The organism is Pseudomonas sp. St316, assembly GCF_018325905.1.
GTDB lineage: Bacteria > Pseudomonadota > Gammaproteobacteria > Pseudomonadales > Pseudomonadaceae > Aquipseudomonas.
The window spans coordinates 2,970,880-2,986,442 of sequence record NZ_AP021901.1 but is presented as its reverse complement, the minus strand read 5'-3'; the positions used below and the strand labels follow the sequence as shown (position 1 = coordinate 2,986,442).

The window sequence follows — 15,563 nt, the reverse complement described above, 5'->3', positions numbered from 1 at the left end:
AAACTTGATCGCGGTCAAGCGGCTAACCACCGGCCTGGGCATAGCCTTGCATCGCACCAAGAACCTGCGCGCCGAACGTCAATTACAGCGCAGCGCGGGTCACGCCTGAGGAGAAATGGAATGCTGATCAGCCACAAAAAATCGTGGGCCCTGCGGGTCACGGCGCTGTGTACAGCGCTGGCCGCTCCCTACACCTTCGCCGACCAACCCACTGCGCCGGAGCAACCGCGCATAGTCAAGACCGAAGGCGCGCCCGACCTGAGCCAGGCCGACTTCGACTCGGCCAAGGAAATCTACTTCCAGCGCTGCGCCGGTTGCCACGGGGTCCTTCGCAAAGGCGCCACCGGCAAGCCGCTGACACCCGACATCACCCAATCGCGCGGCCAGGCCTACCTGGAGGCGCTGATCACCTACGGCTCGGCCGCCGGCATGCCGAACTGGGGCACCTCCAATGCCCTGACCAAAGACCAGATCACGACGATGGCCAAGTTCATCCAGCACACCCCGCCGACCCCACCGGAATGGGGCATGGCCGAAACCCTCAAGACCTGGAAAGTGCTGGTCAAGCCTGAGGACCGGCCGACCAAGCAGCTCAATTCCCTCAACCTGCAGAACCTGTTCTCGGTGACCCTGCGCGATGACGGCAAAATCGCCCTGGTCGACGGCGACAGCAAGAAGATCGTCAAGTTGATCGACACCGGTTATGCGGTGCACATCTCGCGCATCTCGGCGTCGGGTCGCTACCTGTTGGTGATTGGCCGGGACGCCAAGATCGACATGATCGACCTATGGCCGAAAGAACCGACCAAGGTCGCGGAAATCAAGGTGGGTATCGAAGCCCGTTCGGTGGAAACGTCCAAGTTCAAGGGCTACGAAGACAAGTACACCATTGCCGGTTCCTACTGGCCGCCGCAGTTCACCATCATGGACGGCGAGACCCTGGAGCCCAAGCAGATCGTCTCGACCCGCGGCATGACCGTCGACACCCAGCAATACCACCCGGAACCTCGGGTCGCGGCCATCATCGCCTCCCACGAATGGCCGGAGTTCATCGTCAACGTCAAGGAAACCGGCAAAGTGATGCTGGTCAACTACCAGGACATCAAGAACCTCACCATCACCAGCATCGACGCCGCGCCGTTCCTGCATGACGGCGGTTGGGACAGCAGCCATCGCTACTTCATGACGGCCGCCAACAACTCCAACAAGGTCGCGGTGATCGACTCCAAGGAACGCAAGCTCACCGCCCTGGTGGATGTGGGCAAGACCCCGCACCCGGGACGCGGCGCCAATTTCAACCACCCACTCTACGGACCGGTCTGGGCCACCAGCCACTTGGGCGATGCCGGGGTTTCGCTGATCGGCACCGACCCGGTCAAACACCCGCAATACGCCTGGAAGCAGGTGGCTACGCTCCAGGGCCAGGGCGGCGGCTCGCTGTTCATCAAGACCCACCCCGCGTCTCGCCACCTGTATGTCGACACCACCCTCAGCCCTGACGCCAAGCTCAGTCAGTCGGTGGCGGTGTTCAACATTGACAAGCTCGACGCCGGCTACACCGTGCTGCCGATTGCCGAGTACGCCGGCATCAAGAAAGGCGCACTGCGTGTGGTGCAGCCGGAATACAACAAGGCCGGCGACGAGGTCTGGTTCTCGGTCTGGAGTGGCCAGGAAGACGAGTCGGCGCTGGTGGTCATCGATGACAAGACCCTCAAGGTCAAGAACGTGATCAAGGACAAGCGCCTGATCACCCCAACCGGAAAATTCAACGTCTACAACACCCAACACGACATCTATTGAGCCCCATCAATAAGAGGAAAAACCATGAAGCCTATTCTGATTGCCTTGGCCCTGACCGCCGCCTACAGCCTGCCGGCGTTGGCACAAGACGGCCCGACACTGTTCAAGAGCAAGCCCTGCGCGGCCTGCCATTCCATTGATACCAAAGTGGTTGGCCCGGCGCTCAAGGACGTCGCGGCGAAAAACGCCGGCGTCGCCGGAGCACAGGATTTACTCGCCAAGCACATCAAGGAAGGGACGCAAGGCAACTGGGGACCGATGCCGATGCCGGCCAACCCTGTGACGGAAGAGGAAGCCAAGATCCTGGCTGCGTGGGTCTTGACCCTTAAATAACACTAAAGAGCACACCTGCGTGGCGACGGGAATTATGTGGGAGCAAGGCTTGCCCGCGATGGGGACGGTACGGTCTTTGAGAGATCAAGGCGCCTGTTTCGCGAGCAAGCTTTGCTCCCACATAAATCCCCTCACCACAGGGGCCGCGCCCGACTTTATTGCTTGATCAGGAGGACGTCATGGAACGACACAGCTCTGCAACCTTGATCACCACCCTCCTCTTTGTTTTCTCCTCCTGCGTGCTGGCCGCTCCCGACAGCCAGCGCCAGGCCCAACTGCAACACCTGCTGGACCAGGATTGTGGCGCCTGCCACGGCCTGTACATGACCGGCGGCCTCGGCCCACCCCTGACCCTCGAGGCCCTGGCTGGAAAATCCCGCGACAGCCTCATCGCCACCGTCACCCTCGGACGGCCCGGCAGCGCCATGCCCGGTTGGGCACCGCTGCTCGCGCCCGACGACATTCGCTGGCTGGTGGACCGGCTCCTTCAAGGAAAACCCGCCTCATGATCCGTTTTTTCCTCTCCTCCACCGCCATCGCCCTGCTGCTCTGCGGTTGCGCCCAGACACCGTTGCGCGGCACCGGCGATTTGGGCGTGGTGGTGGAGCGTGCCAGCGGCAGCCTGCAAATCATTGAAAGCGACACCCGCACCGCCCTGGGCCGCGTCGAAGGCCTGGGCGACTTGTCCCACGCCTCGGTGGTGTTCTCCCGCGACCAGCGCTACGCCTACGTGTTCGGCCGCGATGGGGGCCTGAGCAAAGTCGACCTGCTGAGCGCACGCATCGACCGCCGGATCATCCAGGGCGGCAACAGCATCGGCGGCGCAATCAGCCAGGACGGCAAGCTGATCGCCGTCTCCAACTACGAGCCCGGCGGGGTCAAGGTGTTCGATGCCCGGACCCTGGAACAGGTCGCTGACATTCCAGCCACACCCTTGCCTGACGGCAAGAAACGTTCGCGCGTGGTGGGGCTGGTGGACGCCCCGGGACAGCGCTTTGTGTTCAGCCTGTTCGACACCGGCGAAATCTGGACCGCCGACTTCAGCCTGGGCCTAACCCCGCGCATCGAGCGTTTCACCGCCATCGGCCAACAACCCTACGACGCACTGATCACCCCGGACGGGCGTTATTACATGGCCGGGCTGTTCGGTGAAGACGGCATGGCCCAACTCGATCTCTGGCACCCGGAGCGCGGGGTGAAACGGGTACTGGGCCATTACGGCCGCGGCCAGGATCGGCTCCCGGTGTACAAGATGCCGCATCTGGAAGGCTGGGCCCTGGCCGACCAGCAAGCCTTCGTGCCTGCCGTCGGGCATCACCAGGTGTTGGTGATGAACGCCCAGGATTGGCAGCAGACCGACGCCATTGCCGTGGCCGGCCAACCGGTGTTCGTCACGGCGCGCCCGGACGGCCGGCAGCTGTGGGTCAACTTCGCCTACCCGGACAACGACCGCGTCCAGGTCATCGACACCCAGACCCACGCCATCGTCGCCGACCTGCGGCCAGGCCCGGCGGTGCTGCACATGGAATTCACCGCACGGGGTGACCAGTTGTGGTTGTCCGCCCGGGACGGTGGCGAGGTACAGGTTTGGAACCCGTATCGGCTCGAGCGCCTGGGCAGCCTGCCGGCCCTGAGCCCCAGCGGGATTTTCTTCAGCAGCCGCGCGCACAAGCCGGGGTACTGACCATGACCTCCAGCTCACTGGCCCGGCGCCTGATCGATCAGTTCCAGCATGGCCTGCCGTTGTGCGCCGAGCCCTATCGGGCCATGGCCGAGACCTTGGGTTGCAGCGAGGCCCAGGTCATCGACTGCCTGCAGCACCTGCAAGTGGCCGGGACCTTATCGCGGGTCGGCCCGGTGTTCGAACACACCCGGGCCGGGGCCAGCACCCTGGCCGCCCTGGCCGTGCCCGAAGACCGCTTGCACCAGGTGGCCGCACGCATCAGCCAATACCCGGAAGTCAATCACAACTATGCCCGGGAACATCGCTACAACCTCTGGTTCGTGCTGACCGGCCCCAACCGCGCCCACCTGGAAAACATTCTCCAGGAACTGGAGAACGACACCGGTCTCACGCCACTGGACCTGCCCATGCTGACCGCCTACCGCATCGACCTGGGCTTCGCCCTGGAGGCCACCTCATGAAAAACACCCTGAGCGAACAACAGTCACTGGCGCTGCGCCGTTTGCTGGAAACCGGCCTGCCCCTGACATCGCGTCCCTTCCAGGCCCTGGCCGAGCAGATCGAGGCCAGCGAGCAACAGGTGCTCGAGCAGGTGCAACATTGGCATGAACAGGGGCTGTTCCGTCGTGTCGGCCTGGTGGTCAACCATCGCGCCTTGGGGTTTGCCGCCAACGCCATGCTGGTGCTGGATGTGCCGGACGCCTTGGTCGATGAGGTCGGACGCCGCCTCGGAAAAGCCCCGGGCATCAACCTTTGCTACCAACGTCCTCGGCGCCTGCCCCAGTGGCAATACAACCTGTTCTGCATGATCCACGGTCGCCAGCGTGACCGTGTCGAAGCCCAGGTCCAGGCGCTGCTGGAAGAACATCGGCTAGACGACCTGCCCCACCAGTTGCTGTTCAGCACGCACCTGTTCAAGCAATGCGGCGCACGTTACGCCGCGCCGGCCGGAGCCCGTATCGATGGATGACCTGGACCGGCGCCTGATCAACCGCCTGCAACTGGGCCTGCCGCTGGTGCGCCACCCTTGGCAGGCCCTGGCCCAAGAGCTGGACAGCAGCAGTAGCGAATTGCTCGATCGCGTGCATGAGCTGCTCAACGACGGCGTACTCACCCGCTTCGGCCCGATGTTCGACATCGATCGCCTGGGCGGTGCCTTCACCCTGGCGGCGCTGGCGGTGCCCGAGCCGCGCTTCGAGGCCATCGCCGAACTGCTCATGGACATGCCCGAGGTCGCCCACAACTACCGCCGCGAGCACACCTGGAACATGTGGTTCGTGCTGGCCTGCCCCAGCGAACAGGCGATCAACGACACCCTGCTGCGCATCGAACACCTGACCGGCCTGGTGCCGCTGAACCTGCCCAAAGAGGAGACCTACCATGTCGGCCTGTATTTCCCCGTCTGAGTCTTTGTCGCAAGCGCCACCACGACTGGATGAAACGCCCTTGGCGCTGCGGCTGGTGGAGTTGACCCAGGCCGGCCTGCCCTTGCTTGAAGACCCTTGGGCCTGGCTGGCTGAGCAACTGGGCTTGAGCGTGGAATCCACCCTCGACCTGCTCAAGCGCTTGCAGGCCGAAGGCGCGATCCGCCGCATCGCTGCCGTGCCCAATCACTATCGCCTGGGCTATCGCCACAACGGCATGACGGTCTGGGACGTGGCCGACGTCGACATCTCACGCCTGGGTGCCCTGCTGGGGGCGCAGCCCTTCGTCAGCCACTGCTACCGGCGCCCGCGCCGGCCCGGCTGGCGCTACAACTTGTTCGCCATGGTCCATGGCCGCAGCCGCGAAGAAATCGACAGCTACCGCGAACACCTGCGCTACCTGCTGGGGGACGCCTGCGCCGCCGACGACATGCTGGTGAGCAGCCGCATCCTGAAAAAAACCGGCCTGCGCCTGTCGCCTGTGGGAGTAAAGCTTGCTCGCGAAACAGGCGCCGGTTTCTGAAAGACCGCATCGGCTTCATCGCGGGCAAGCCTTGCTCCCACCAAGGGGAGATAAGCCGCGCTCAAGCCACACGCCGACTCAAGGAGCGTCTTATGTTGAGGATCAGTCACTACCTGCGAGCCCTGGCCGGGCATTGCCCCGCCCCACGCGTCGCGCCACCGGGCAGCCACCGCCCGCCCGTGGTGATCTGGAACCTGCTCAGGCGCTGCAACCTGACCTGCAAACACTGCTATGCAACGTCGGCCGACAGCGTGTTTCGCGATGAACTGGACACCCCGGCGGCGCTCCAGGTCATCGACGACCTGCACGATGCCGGCGTGCGCGTGCTGATCCTGTCCGGTGGCGAACCCTTGCTACGCGACGACCTGTTCCAGCTCAGCGCCTATGCACGCGGCAAGGGCTTTTTCCTCGCCCTGTCCACCAACGGCACGCTGATCGACGCGAGCAATATCCAGCAAATCAGCGAATCACACTTCGACTACGTCGGCATCAGCATCGACGGCCTGGAAGCCATCCACGATGAATTCCGCCAGCTCAAGGGCAGTTTCGCCAGCTCCATGGCGGCCATCCGGCTTTGCCGCGAGCAAGGCATCCGGGTCGGATTGCGCACCACCCTCACCCAACAAAACCATGCCCAGTTGCCGCGCCTGCTGGACTTGATGAATGAGTACGACGTACAGAAATTCTACCTGTCGCACCTCAACTACAGCGGGCGGGGCAAGCGCAGTCGCAAGCTTGATGCCCATCAGCAGATGAGCCGCGAGGCCATGACCTTGATCTTCGAGCGGGCCTGGCGCGACATCGAACAGGGTCGCGACAGTGACTTCGTCAGCGGCAACAACGACGCCGACGCGATCCTGTTGCTGCAATGGGTCTCCCGCCGCCTGCCTCAACACTACGCCGCACTGGAGCAGATGCTGCGGGCCTGGGGCGGCAACGCGTCGGGTAGCGGCATCGCCAACATCGACAATACCGGCGAGGTCCATCCCGACACCTACTGGTGGCAGCACTCGGTGGGCAATGTCCGCCAGACGCCATTCAAGACACTCTGGCTCGATCGCCCCGATGCCCTGCTGCTCAAGCTGCGCGAACACCCACGGGCCGTGGGCGGTCGCTGCGGGCAATGCCGCTGGCTGGCGATCTGCAACGGCAATACCCGCACCCGGGCCTGGGCCGACGGCGACCTGTGGGGCCAGGACCCCGGCTGCCACCTCAGCGACGAAGAAATCGGCTTGCACGCGATCCCTAGTGTTGCGATGCCCTGCGCCTGATAACCGACGGCGAACCTGATACCGAACCAAGGAATTTCCATGCCCTCCTCTATCGTTTTGCCCGCTGCCCTGCAATCACCCTTCAGACCGGGTGAAGTCGCCCTGGTCGGCGCCGGCCCCGGTGACCCGGGCCTGCTGACATTGCGCGCCTGGAGCCTGTTGATGCAGGCCGACGCGGTGGTCTACGACCGTTTGATCAGCGCGCAATTGCTCAGCCTGATCCCGCTGACCTGCGCCCGGCACTACGTCGGCAAGGCCGCCGGTTGCCACAGCCTGCCCCAGCCGCAGATCAACGAACTGCTGGCCGACCTGGCCGAACAGGGCCAGCGGGTGGTGCGACTCAAGGGCGGCGATCCGTTCATTTTCGGTCGCGGCGCCGAGGAGCTGGAGTATCTGCTGGCCCGAGGTATCGATTGCCAAGTCGTGCCCGGCATCACCGCCGCGGCCGGTTGCAGCACCTATGCCGGCATTCCCCTGACCCATCGCGACCTGGTCAATTCCTGCCGGTTCATCACCGGTCACCTGCAACGCGAAGGTGATCTGAACCTGCCCTGGCAAAGCCTGGCCGATGACAGCCAGACCCTGGTGTTCTACATGGGTCTGTCGAACCTCGGCACCATCGCCGCACGGCTGATCGCGGCGGGCCTGGCGGCTGATACGCCAGCGGCGCTGATCAGCAACGGCACGCGCCCCGACCAGCAGGTCCTGCGCGGCACCCTCCAGCAACTGCCGCAGATGGCGTTGGCATGCGCCGAGGGCCTGCCGACCTTGACGGTGATCGGCAAGGTGGTTGGCTTGTTTGCCCATCAGGTATTGGAGCATCCGGCTCGCCTGCACCCGGCACTACCACTCCAGCCAAGTGTCGCGAGGGCGGCCTCATGAGAATCGGCTGGCTTGCCCCCTTGCTGTGGATCGGTGCCGTCCACGGCGCCACGGCGCCTGAACCGGACCTGGCCTTGGCCGAACAGAACTACCAGCAACACTGCCAGCAATGCCACGGGGTGAATCGCATCGGTGGCCCCGGGCCGGCGCTGTTGCCCCAAAGCCTGAGTCGGATCAAGCCCGACGAGATCCGCCAGGTGATCGAAAATGGTCGCCCGGCCAGCCAGATGGCGGCGTTCGGTGCGGTATTGGAGCCTGCGCAGATCGATGGCCTGACCCACTATCTCCAGCGTCCGCCCGCGGTCGAACCGACCTGGAGCGAGGACGACACGCGCCGCAGCCATCGCCTGCTGGCGGATGTCGCCAGCCTGCCCGATAAACCCCAGCACCACGCCGACCCGCTGAACCTGTTCGTGGTGGTGGAGGCTGGCGATCATCACATCGACATCGTCGACGGAGATCGCTTCGAAGTCCTGGCGCGCTTCGCCTCACACTTCGCGGTGCATGGCGGACCGAAGTTTTCGCCGGATGGACGCTTCGTCTATTTCGCCTCCCGGGACGGCTGGATCAGCCTGTATGACCTGCACAACCTCACGCTCATCGCCGAAGTACGGGCCGGGCTCAATACCCGCAACCTGGCGGTCAGCAAGGACGGGCGCTGGGTGCTGGTGGGCAACACCCTGCCCGGCAACCTGGTGGTGCTTGATGCCCGCGACCTGTCATGGGTCAAGACCGTTGCAACCGTGGGGCTGGACGGCCAGGCGTCGCGGGTCAGTGCGGTCTATACCGCGCCGCCGCGCAACAGCTTCATCGTGGCCTTGAAAGATGTGAAAGAGCTCTGGGAGCTGTCCACCGGCCCGAATCCGGACTTTGTACCCCGGCGGATCGAGGCCGAGGATTACCTTGATGACTTTTCCTTCTCGCCCGATTACCGGCAATTGCTCGCCACCTCGCGCAAGGCCCAGGGCGGCCAGGTGATCGACCTCGACACGGGGCGGATCGTCACCGACATCGCCCTGCCGGGTATGCCGCACCTGGGCTCGGGGACCTATTGGAAACGTAATGGGCACTGGGTGTTCGCCACGCCCAATATCAGCAAGGGGCTGATTTCGGTGATCGACTTCGACACCTGGAAAGTCATCAAGCAGATCCCCACGCTGGGGCCGGGCTTCTTCCTGCGCAGCCACGCCAACTCCCGCTACGCCTGGACCGACGTGTTCTTCGGCCCGGACAACGATGCCATCCACCTGATCGACAAACAGACCCTGGAAATCGCCCACACCCTGCGGCCCATGCCCGGCAAAACCGCCGCCCACGTCGAGTTCACTCGCGACGGCCGCTACCTGCTGCTGAGCATCTGGGATACCGATGGCGCGCTGATCGTCTACGACAGCAACACCCTCAAGGAAATCAAGCGCCTGCCCATGAACAAGCCTTCGGGCAAGTACAACGTCGGCAACAAGATCGAATTCGCCGAGGGGACGTCACACTGAAAAAAGGGGGCTGATGCGCAGCCCCTGGAGCAAAAGCCTGTGGGAGCAAGGCTTGCCCGCGATGAACGATAACGCGGTTCCGCTGTTTGACCGCGGGGCGGCTATCGCGGGCAAGCCTTGCTCCCACAGACGGCGCCGGGTCAAAAGGATCCAACCCTCACCAGGTGAGCACCGCCCCCACCGCAAAGGTGTCGGTGTCTTCATTCTGGGCGCTGGTATCGTGGCCGTTGATTTCGAACTGGTTGTACTCGGCCACGAGCTTGAGGTTGTCGTTGATGTCGTGGAACAGCGCGATGCCACGGGTTTCATAATCGGCGCCACTGCCCACCACGCCGTTGCCGTCGTCATCGGTCTTGCCATAGGACAACGCCAGGCGGTTCTTGCCCAGCTTGTAGGAGCCCTGCAACAGGTAGCCCTTGCTGTCGACATTGCGCAGCGTGGCTTCACCGGCGTTGTTGGTGAAGAACGGATTGATGCCCTTGGCCTGGAACCCCGAACCGGTGAGCGACAACCCACCCATCTTGGCCTGCACACCATACCCCAGGCCCTTGGAAGTGACCGACTCGACGGTGGAGTCGGTGTTGTCGGAGGTCTGGTAGCTGCCGTTCAGCCAGCTGTAGATCTTCGCCCCGCCCAAGTCGAACTGGTAGGTGATCTCGCTCTCAGTGCGCGGGTTTTTCTGGTAGGCCTTGCCGGTGGCGCTGTTGTCGTTGGTGTCCACCGGGTCCATGATCCCCACCGCCACCCGCAAGCCCTCCATCACCGGCGTGCGGTAGGTGATCTGCGAGGTCGGGAACGGGTACGGATAACCGCTGCCGATGTTGCCGAACGACACGCCGCCGCCGTCCACCAGCCCCAGGGTGTCGCTGACCTGGCCGTAACCGGTGAGCAGTTCGTCCAGCAGGATGTTGGAGCGGGCAAACAGGCCGAAGTCCTTACCGATCAGCACCTCGCCCCACTCCGGGTTGGCCACGGTGCCGTAGAACTGGCGCACGTCGATGGCGGTGTCGGTGCCGTTGGTTTCACTGTCGTTGATGGTCACCCAGAACGAGGCCCGGGCACCGAGCTTGAGGTCGTCGACCTGCTTGCCCATGTTGAAGCCCAGATAGTTTGGCAAGAAACCCATCTTGACCCGCGCCTGCCTACGGTCGTACTGCTCACCCGCGCGGTCGACGTCGCTGTTGACGTAAAACGCATTGATGTAGCCGTCGGTGGAAAAGGTCGTCTGGTCCTTGTCGTACAGCATGATTTCGGCGTTGGCCCAAGGCATCAGGCCCAGGCTCGAAACACCTGCGATGACCGCAGGCAAAAAACGTTGGCGGGTATTTTTATTGTTGTGCATGGCGCGCTCCGCAACAGGGGACGGGATGTCGGAGGCGATTATCGAAAGGTGCCCGGGCGCGTCATACGCTGCCTTGGAGGCAATTGGCGGAGGCTTTGGAAGCGCCGGCCCGGCGCGGCAGTTTGGGAGTAGGACCGGGCTGCCGACGGGCGCGGTACTTTGGGTGTGGGCCGCAGGATAGCCGGGGGAATGTAGGGGCAGATGAGGACCCCCGACCTGTGGCCAGGGGGTATCTGTGGGAGCAAGGCTTGCCCGCGATGAACGATAACGCGGTTCAGCTGTTCGACCGCGGCGTGGCTATCGCGGGCAAGCCTTGCTCCCACAGATACCCTCTAGCCACAGGCGGCCTCTCACCTTCAGAAGCGCGGCTTGACGGTTTTCCAGTCTGGCTTGTAGCGCTGCATCTGGCGCACATCGTCGCGCTGGCGGATGCCGCAACTGAGGAACTGCTCATGCAGCTTGCCCAGTTGATCGCGGTCCAGTTCCAAGCCCAGGCCAGGCGCCCGGGTGATCTTCACGCAGCCGTCGACAATCGGCAGCTTGCCGCCCTTGATCACCTCTTCATCCGGTTCCTGCCACGGGTAGTGGGTGTCACAGGCGTAGTCCAGGTTCGGCACCGCCGCCGCCACATGGGCCATGGCCATGAGGCTGATGCCCAGGTGCGAGTTGGAATGCATCGACACGCCCAGGCCGAAGGTGCTGCACATTTTCGCCAAGGCCTGGGTGTCGCGCAGGCCGCCCCAGTAATGGTGGTCGGCCAACACGATCTGCACACTGTTCAGCGCCACGCTGCGGCGGAACTCATCGAAATCGGTGACCACCATATTGGTCGCCAGCGGCAGCCCCGTGCGTTTGTGCAGCTCGGCCATGCCCTCCAGCCCCGGCGTCGGGTCTTCGTAGTACTGCAGGTCATCGCCCAGCAGCTCGGCCATGCGAATCGAGGTTTCCAGGGACCAGTTGCCGTTGGGATCGATGCGCAACGGGTACCCTGGAAACGCCCGTTTCAGCGCCTTGATGCAGGCAACTTCATGCTCCGGATCGAGGGCACCGGCCTTGAGCTTGATGCTCTTGAAGCCGTAGTCCTGGATCATCCGCCGGGCCTGGGCGACGATCTGCTCCTCGTTGAGCGCTTCGCCCCAACTGTCTGGCGGATAGGGTGAATCGATGTGCTCGGCATACTTGAAAAACAGGTAGGCGCTGAACGGAATCTCGTCGCGAATCGCGCCCCCCAACAGGTCCACCAGCGGCACATTCAGGTAATGGGCCTGCAAGTCCAGGCAGGCCACTTCGAACGCCGAATAAGCATTGCTCACCGCCTTGCTCGCATGGGAACCCGGCGCCAGTTCGGCACCGGCAACGCTGACCGGTTTCTGCGCGGCGACGGTCGCCTGGACGATAGCCCGCAACTGGTTGAGGTTGAACGGATCCAGACCGATCAACTGGCTTTGCAACTGCTGCTGGATCGCCAGGGCCGGCGCATCGCCGTAGCTCTCCCCCAGGCCGATGTAACCGTTGTCGCTCTCGATCTCGATGATCGAGCGCAGTGCGAACGGCTCATGAATGCCGCTGGCGTTGAGCAAGGGGGGATCGCGAAAAGCAATGGGGGTGACGGTGACGCGTTTGATCTTCATACAGCGGCTCCCGATGGGACAGGGTTCAAGGCTTGGTTTTTTTCCGAGTGGTCGACAGCGGTCTGGGCAACGGTTTCAGGTCGGCCAGACAGTGAATTCGGCGTATCACGGCCCGGCTTGGTGCGGGCAAAGAAAATCACCACGGCGGCAACCAGGGAGGTGATAGCCAGCCCATACAACCCACCTTCGATGGACCCGGTGGTCTGCTCCAGGAAGCCGAAGGCCGTGGGCGCCACGAAGCCACCGAGGTTACCGATGGAGTTGATCAGGGCGATCACTGCCGCGGCGATGCGCGCATCCAGGTAGCCTTGGGGAATCGGCCAGAACAGCGCCGAGGCGGCCTTGAAACCGATGGCGGCGAAACAGATCGCCACGAAAGCAAAGATCGGCCCGCCGGTGGTGGACATGAACATGCCGAACGCGGCAATCACCAGCGTCACCGCGACCCAGGCCTGCTGGAATTTCCATTTGCCGGCCAGGGCGGCAAAGCCGTACATCGCGATGATGGAAATGATCCACGGAATGGAATTGAGCAAACCGACCTGGAAGTCTCCCAGGTTGCCCATTTTCTTGATCATGCTCGGTAGCCAGAACGTGGCGCCGTAGATGGTCAGGGCGATGGAGAAGTAGATGAAACAGAACAACGCGATCTGTCGGTCGGCCAGCAACTTGAACACCGACGGTTTGATCACCTGCGCCGCTTCCCGGGCCCGCTGCTCCTCGGCAATGGCCGCGATCAGCACGGTCTTCTCTTCTACGCTCAGCCATTTGGCCTGGCTTGGGTGCGATTGCAGCCAGAACCAGACAAACCCGCACAACACAATGGAAGCGAAGCCTTCGATCAGGAACATCCATTGCCAACCGTGCAGGCCCATCCCACTGACCTGCAACAGCGCCCCCGACACCGGCCCGGAAATCACCGAAGCGATGGCCGAACCACTGAGGAAGATCGCCATCGCCTTGCCACGCTCGTTGGCCGGCAACCATTGGGTGAAGTAGTAGATGATGCCAGGAAAGAACCCCGCCTCCGCCGCACCGAGGATGAAGCGCAGCACATAGAAACTGGTCTCACCGCGCACAAAAGCCATGGCCATGGCCGCCGCGCCCCAGGTGAACATGATGCGTGTCAGCCAGGCCCGCGCGCCGTAGCGTTGCAACAGCATGTTGGACGGCACTTCGAACAGCGCGTAGCCGACAAAGAACAGCCCGGCGCCGAGCCCATAGGCTGCGGCGCCGATGCCCAGGTCGGTTTCCAGGTGACTGCGCACGAAGCCGATGTTGACCCGGTCGATGTAGTTGACGATGAACATCACCACCACCAACGGCAGTACATGACGTTTGACCTTGGCCGCCGCGAGCGCCAGGGTGCTGTCATGGGTGGAGTCCGTTACGTTATTCAAGGGTGCCTCCCGATCATTGTTTTTGTGAGGAACGGGACGATGATGGACGCGGCGGATTGTTCCCGTCTAATCTAACTTGGCACTTGATTGATACTCGGATTGAATCAATGTTTGAACTGGCCCAGTTGCGCTGCTTCACCACCGTGGCGACCGAACTCAACTTTCGTCGAGCCGCCGAACGCCTGAACATGACCCAACCACCGCTGAGCCGGCAGATCCAATTGCTGGAGCATCACCTGGGCGTCGAGCTGTTCACCCGCAGCACCCGCAGCGTGGCGCTCACCGCCGCCGGCCGGGCGTTTTTCATCGAAGCGCAGAACCTGCTGGAACAGGCGCAACAGGCCGCCATCGCCGCCCGGCGCTTTGCCCAGGGTGACATCGGCTCGGTGACCATCAGCTTCGTCGGCAGCGCGGTATACGAGTTTCTGCCCAAGGTGATTGCCGAGGCCCGGCTGAAACAGCCTCAGGTCAAAATTGTCTTGGCGGAGATGAACACCTACCAGCAACATGAAGCCCTGCGCGCCCGGCGCATCGACCTGGGCATCGTCCGCTCGCCACTGCTGGAAACCGGCTATGCCACCGAATGCCTGGTGCGCGAGCCCTTCGTGCTGGCGGTGCCCGCCGGACATCCGCTGGCCAGCGCCGAGACCGTGAGCGTCCAGGACCTCGACGCCCAACCGTTCCTGATGTACTCCCACGCCGCCTACCCGCCCTTCAACGAATTGCTCACCGGCATGCTCCGCTCGGCCCAGGTCGCGCCGCAATTCGTGCAATGGCTGGGGTCGTCGCTGACGATCCTGGCCCTGGTCAACGCCGGCATGGGCCTGGCGCTGGTACCGCGTTGCGCCACCAACGTGGTGTTCAAGCAGGTGGTGTTTCGCGAGATCGACCTGGGCGAAGGGGTGCAGAGCGAGTTGCACTTGGTGTGGCGCGAAGACAACGACAATCCGGCGTTCACCATGTTGCTGGAAGGGATTCGGGGGGCGGTGCGGGAAGGCTTGTGAAGGCGGAGCAACAAGGCCCATGCGCTTGGCAGTGCCTGACGGAACCCAACGTTCCACCGATCGTCGTGGACCTAGGTTGTGAGGGCGCTTGCGGCGCCCCCCACAACACTACCTGGCGACTACCCAGGCTTGTGGTTATCCAGTACTCGATTGACCGCTAACTCACCCAACATGATGACCCGTTGCAGCACCAGCATCGTTTGGCGTCTTGGGCCGTCCGTCAAATCGGTGAGGTCACTGACCATCACGCTGGCGGATGCCAAGGATTCGCACGCCTCAACGAGCAACGTTTCGTCATCCACCGCTGCGTCGATGGTGAAGATCGTGCTGGGCTTGCGGGGCTGTATCTGCGTTTTCGTCGCCCCGGGGTTCAGGTAGAACTTGAGCGCGCGGTCTGCCGCCTCTTTCAACTTTTCGGGGTCGAGAGAGTCGCCGTAGAGTACCGAATCGATATCCGGAGGGTTGGGAGTAACCTTGAACATATGACTAATTCCAGAGTTGGGGCCGCAACCGCTCTCGACTAAAAGAGGGTGGCGGCTGTACGCAGGTTAGTCGACCGGTGGAATTAGCAAACCCGGCGCGCCCAAGGGCGCCCTGCGCACAACCACCATCAAGTACAGGAATAAATGACCTGACTGAATGGTACTTATACACTTTACTAAAACCGACCGAGCGACTAAACCCGACCACTGATGGGCAGTGGCAGGGAAACGATAGAGGCCAGGGGCAAAGCGCACAAGCCAGCGGATTCTGACGCATGCGTAAGTAAGGACGCA

The 15,563-nt window shown here is 63.1% G+C and carries 16 protein-coding genes; 12 read left to right on the top strand and 4 right to left on the bottom strand.

The features are described from left to right. The first annotated feature begins 120 nt into the window (after window positions 1-120). The 11 genes from KI237_RS13485 to KI237_RS13435 all read left to right on the top strand — a co-directional run bounded on the left by KI237_RS13485 (window position 121) and on the right by KI237_RS13435 (window position 9,410). Window positions 121-1,800 carry a cytochrome D1 domain-containing protein gene (locus tag KI237_RS13485; protein WP_212800229.1) on the top strand — a complete coding sequence of 560 codons (1,680 nt, stop codon included), beginning with the start codon at window positions 121-123 and terminating at the stop codon, window positions 1,798-1,800. A 24-nt stretch (window positions 1,801-1,824) separates the two neighbouring features. After that, window positions 1,825-2,133, top strand: a complete 309-nt coding sequence (locus KI237_RS13480; protein WP_063320835.1) for a c-type cytochrome — start codon at window positions 1,825-1,827, stop codon at window positions 2,131-2,133. Between the two features lie 179 nt (window positions 2,134-2,312). Continuing rightward, entirely contained in the window at window positions 2,313-2,642 is a 330-nt protein-coding gene (locus KI237_RS13475; protein WP_212800228.1) for a c-type cytochrome, read from the top strand. Beyond that, complete coding sequence (locus KI237_RS13470; RefSeq protein WP_212800227.1) at window positions 2,639-3,817, top strand: cytochrome D1 domain-containing protein; 1,179 nt, start codon at window positions 2,639-2,641, stop codon at window positions 3,815-3,817. The genes KI237_RS13475 and KI237_RS13470 overlap by 4 nt, the downstream gene beginning before the upstream one ends. Before the next feature lie 2 nt (window positions 3,818-3,819). Then, window positions 3,820-4,278: an Lrp/AsnC family transcriptional regulator gene (locus tag KI237_RS13465; protein WP_212800226.1), complete on the top strand. Its 459-nt coding sequence runs from the start codon at window positions 3,820-3,822 to the stop codon at window positions 4,276-4,278. Then, window positions 4,275-4,787 (top strand): siroheme decarboxylase subunit beta, encoded by a 513-nt coding sequence (gene ahbB, locus KI237_RS13460; RefSeq protein WP_212800225.1) that lies wholly within the window; start codon window positions 4,275-4,277, stop codon window positions 4,785-4,787. Before KI237_RS13465 ends, ahbB (KI237_RS13460) begins: the two co-directional genes overlap by 4 nt. Next, entirely contained in the window at window positions 4,780-5,223 is a 444-nt protein-coding gene (locus tag KI237_RS13455; RefSeq protein WP_212800224.1) for an Lrp/AsnC family transcriptional regulator, read from the top strand. The genes ahbB (KI237_RS13460) and KI237_RS13455 overlap by 8 nt, the downstream gene beginning before the upstream one ends. Continuing rightward, window positions 5,198-5,764 carry a siroheme decarboxylase subunit beta gene (gene ahbB, locus KI237_RS13450; protein ID WP_212800223.1) on the top strand — a complete coding sequence of 189 codons (567 nt, stop codon included), beginning with the start codon at window positions 5,198-5,200 and terminating at the stop codon, window positions 5,762-5,764. Before KI237_RS13455 ends, ahbB (KI237_RS13450) begins: the two co-directional genes overlap by 26 nt. 92 nt (window positions 5,765-5,856) lie before the next feature. Further along, window positions 5,857-7,035 (top strand): heme d1 biosynthesis radical SAM protein NirJ, encoded by a 1,179-nt coding sequence (gene nirJ, locus KI237_RS13445; protein WP_212800222.1) that lies wholly within the window; start codon window positions 5,857-5,859, stop codon window positions 7,033-7,035. A gap of 39 nt (window positions 7,036-7,074) precedes the next feature. Then, window positions 7,075-7,917 carry a uroporphyrinogen-III C-methyltransferase gene (gene cobA / locus KI237_RS13440; RefSeq protein WP_212800221.1) on the top strand — a complete coding sequence of 281 codons (843 nt, stop codon included), beginning with the start codon at window positions 7,075-7,077 and terminating at the stop codon, window positions 7,915-7,917. Continuing rightward, the gene (locus KI237_RS13435) at window positions 7,914-9,410 is read left to right on the top strand and encodes a nitrite reductase (RefSeq protein WP_212800220.1); all 1,497 of its coding nucleotides are present in this window, start codon (window positions 7,914-7,916) and stop codon (window positions 9,408-9,410) included. The genes cobA and KI237_RS13435 overlap by 4 nt, the downstream gene beginning before the upstream one ends. Window positions 9,411-9,567: 157 nt before the next feature. On the opposite strand, the gene KI237_RS13430 is transcribed toward KI237_RS13435, so the two are convergent. From KI237_RS13430 to KI237_RS13420, 3 genes are all read right to left on the bottom strand, one after another. Further along, the gene (locus KI237_RS13430) at window positions 9,568-10,752 is read right to left on the bottom strand and encodes a porin (RefSeq protein ID WP_212800219.1); all 1,185 of its coding nucleotides are present in this window, start codon (window positions 10,750-10,752) and stop codon (window positions 9,568-9,570) included. Window positions 10,753-11,108: 356 nt separating this feature from the next. After that, on the bottom strand, window positions 11,109-12,383 hold the full coding sequence (locus KI237_RS13425) for a glucarate dehydratase family protein (protein ID WP_212800218.1): 1,275 nt from the start codon (window positions 12,381-12,383) through the stop codon (window positions 11,109-11,111). Beyond that, window positions 12,380-13,783 carry an MFS transporter gene (locus KI237_RS13420; RefSeq protein WP_212800217.1) on the bottom strand — a complete coding sequence of 468 codons (1,404 nt, stop codon included), beginning with the start codon at window positions 13,781-13,783 and terminating at the stop codon, window positions 12,380-12,382. Before KI237_RS13420 ends, KI237_RS13425 begins: the two co-directional genes overlap by 4 nt. 107 nt (window positions 13,784-13,890) lie before the next feature. Here KI237_RS13420 and KI237_RS13415 point away from each other — a divergent pair, with 107 nt between their 5' ends. Next, the gene (locus KI237_RS13415; RefSeq protein WP_212800216.1) at window positions 13,891-14,787 is read left to right on the top strand and encodes a LysR family transcriptional regulator; all 897 of its coding nucleotides are present in this window, start codon (window positions 13,891-13,893) and stop codon (window positions 14,785-14,787) included. 119 nt (window positions 14,788-14,906) lie between these two features. Here the strand turns inward: KI237_RS13415 and KI237_RS13410 are convergent, their stop codons facing one another. Continuing rightward, window positions 14,907-15,269: a DUF6124 family protein gene (locus KI237_RS13410; protein ID WP_212800215.1), complete on the bottom strand. Its 363-nt coding sequence runs from the start codon at window positions 15,267-15,269 to the stop codon at window positions 14,907-14,909. Between the last annotated feature and the right edge of the window lie 294 nt (window positions 15,270-15,563).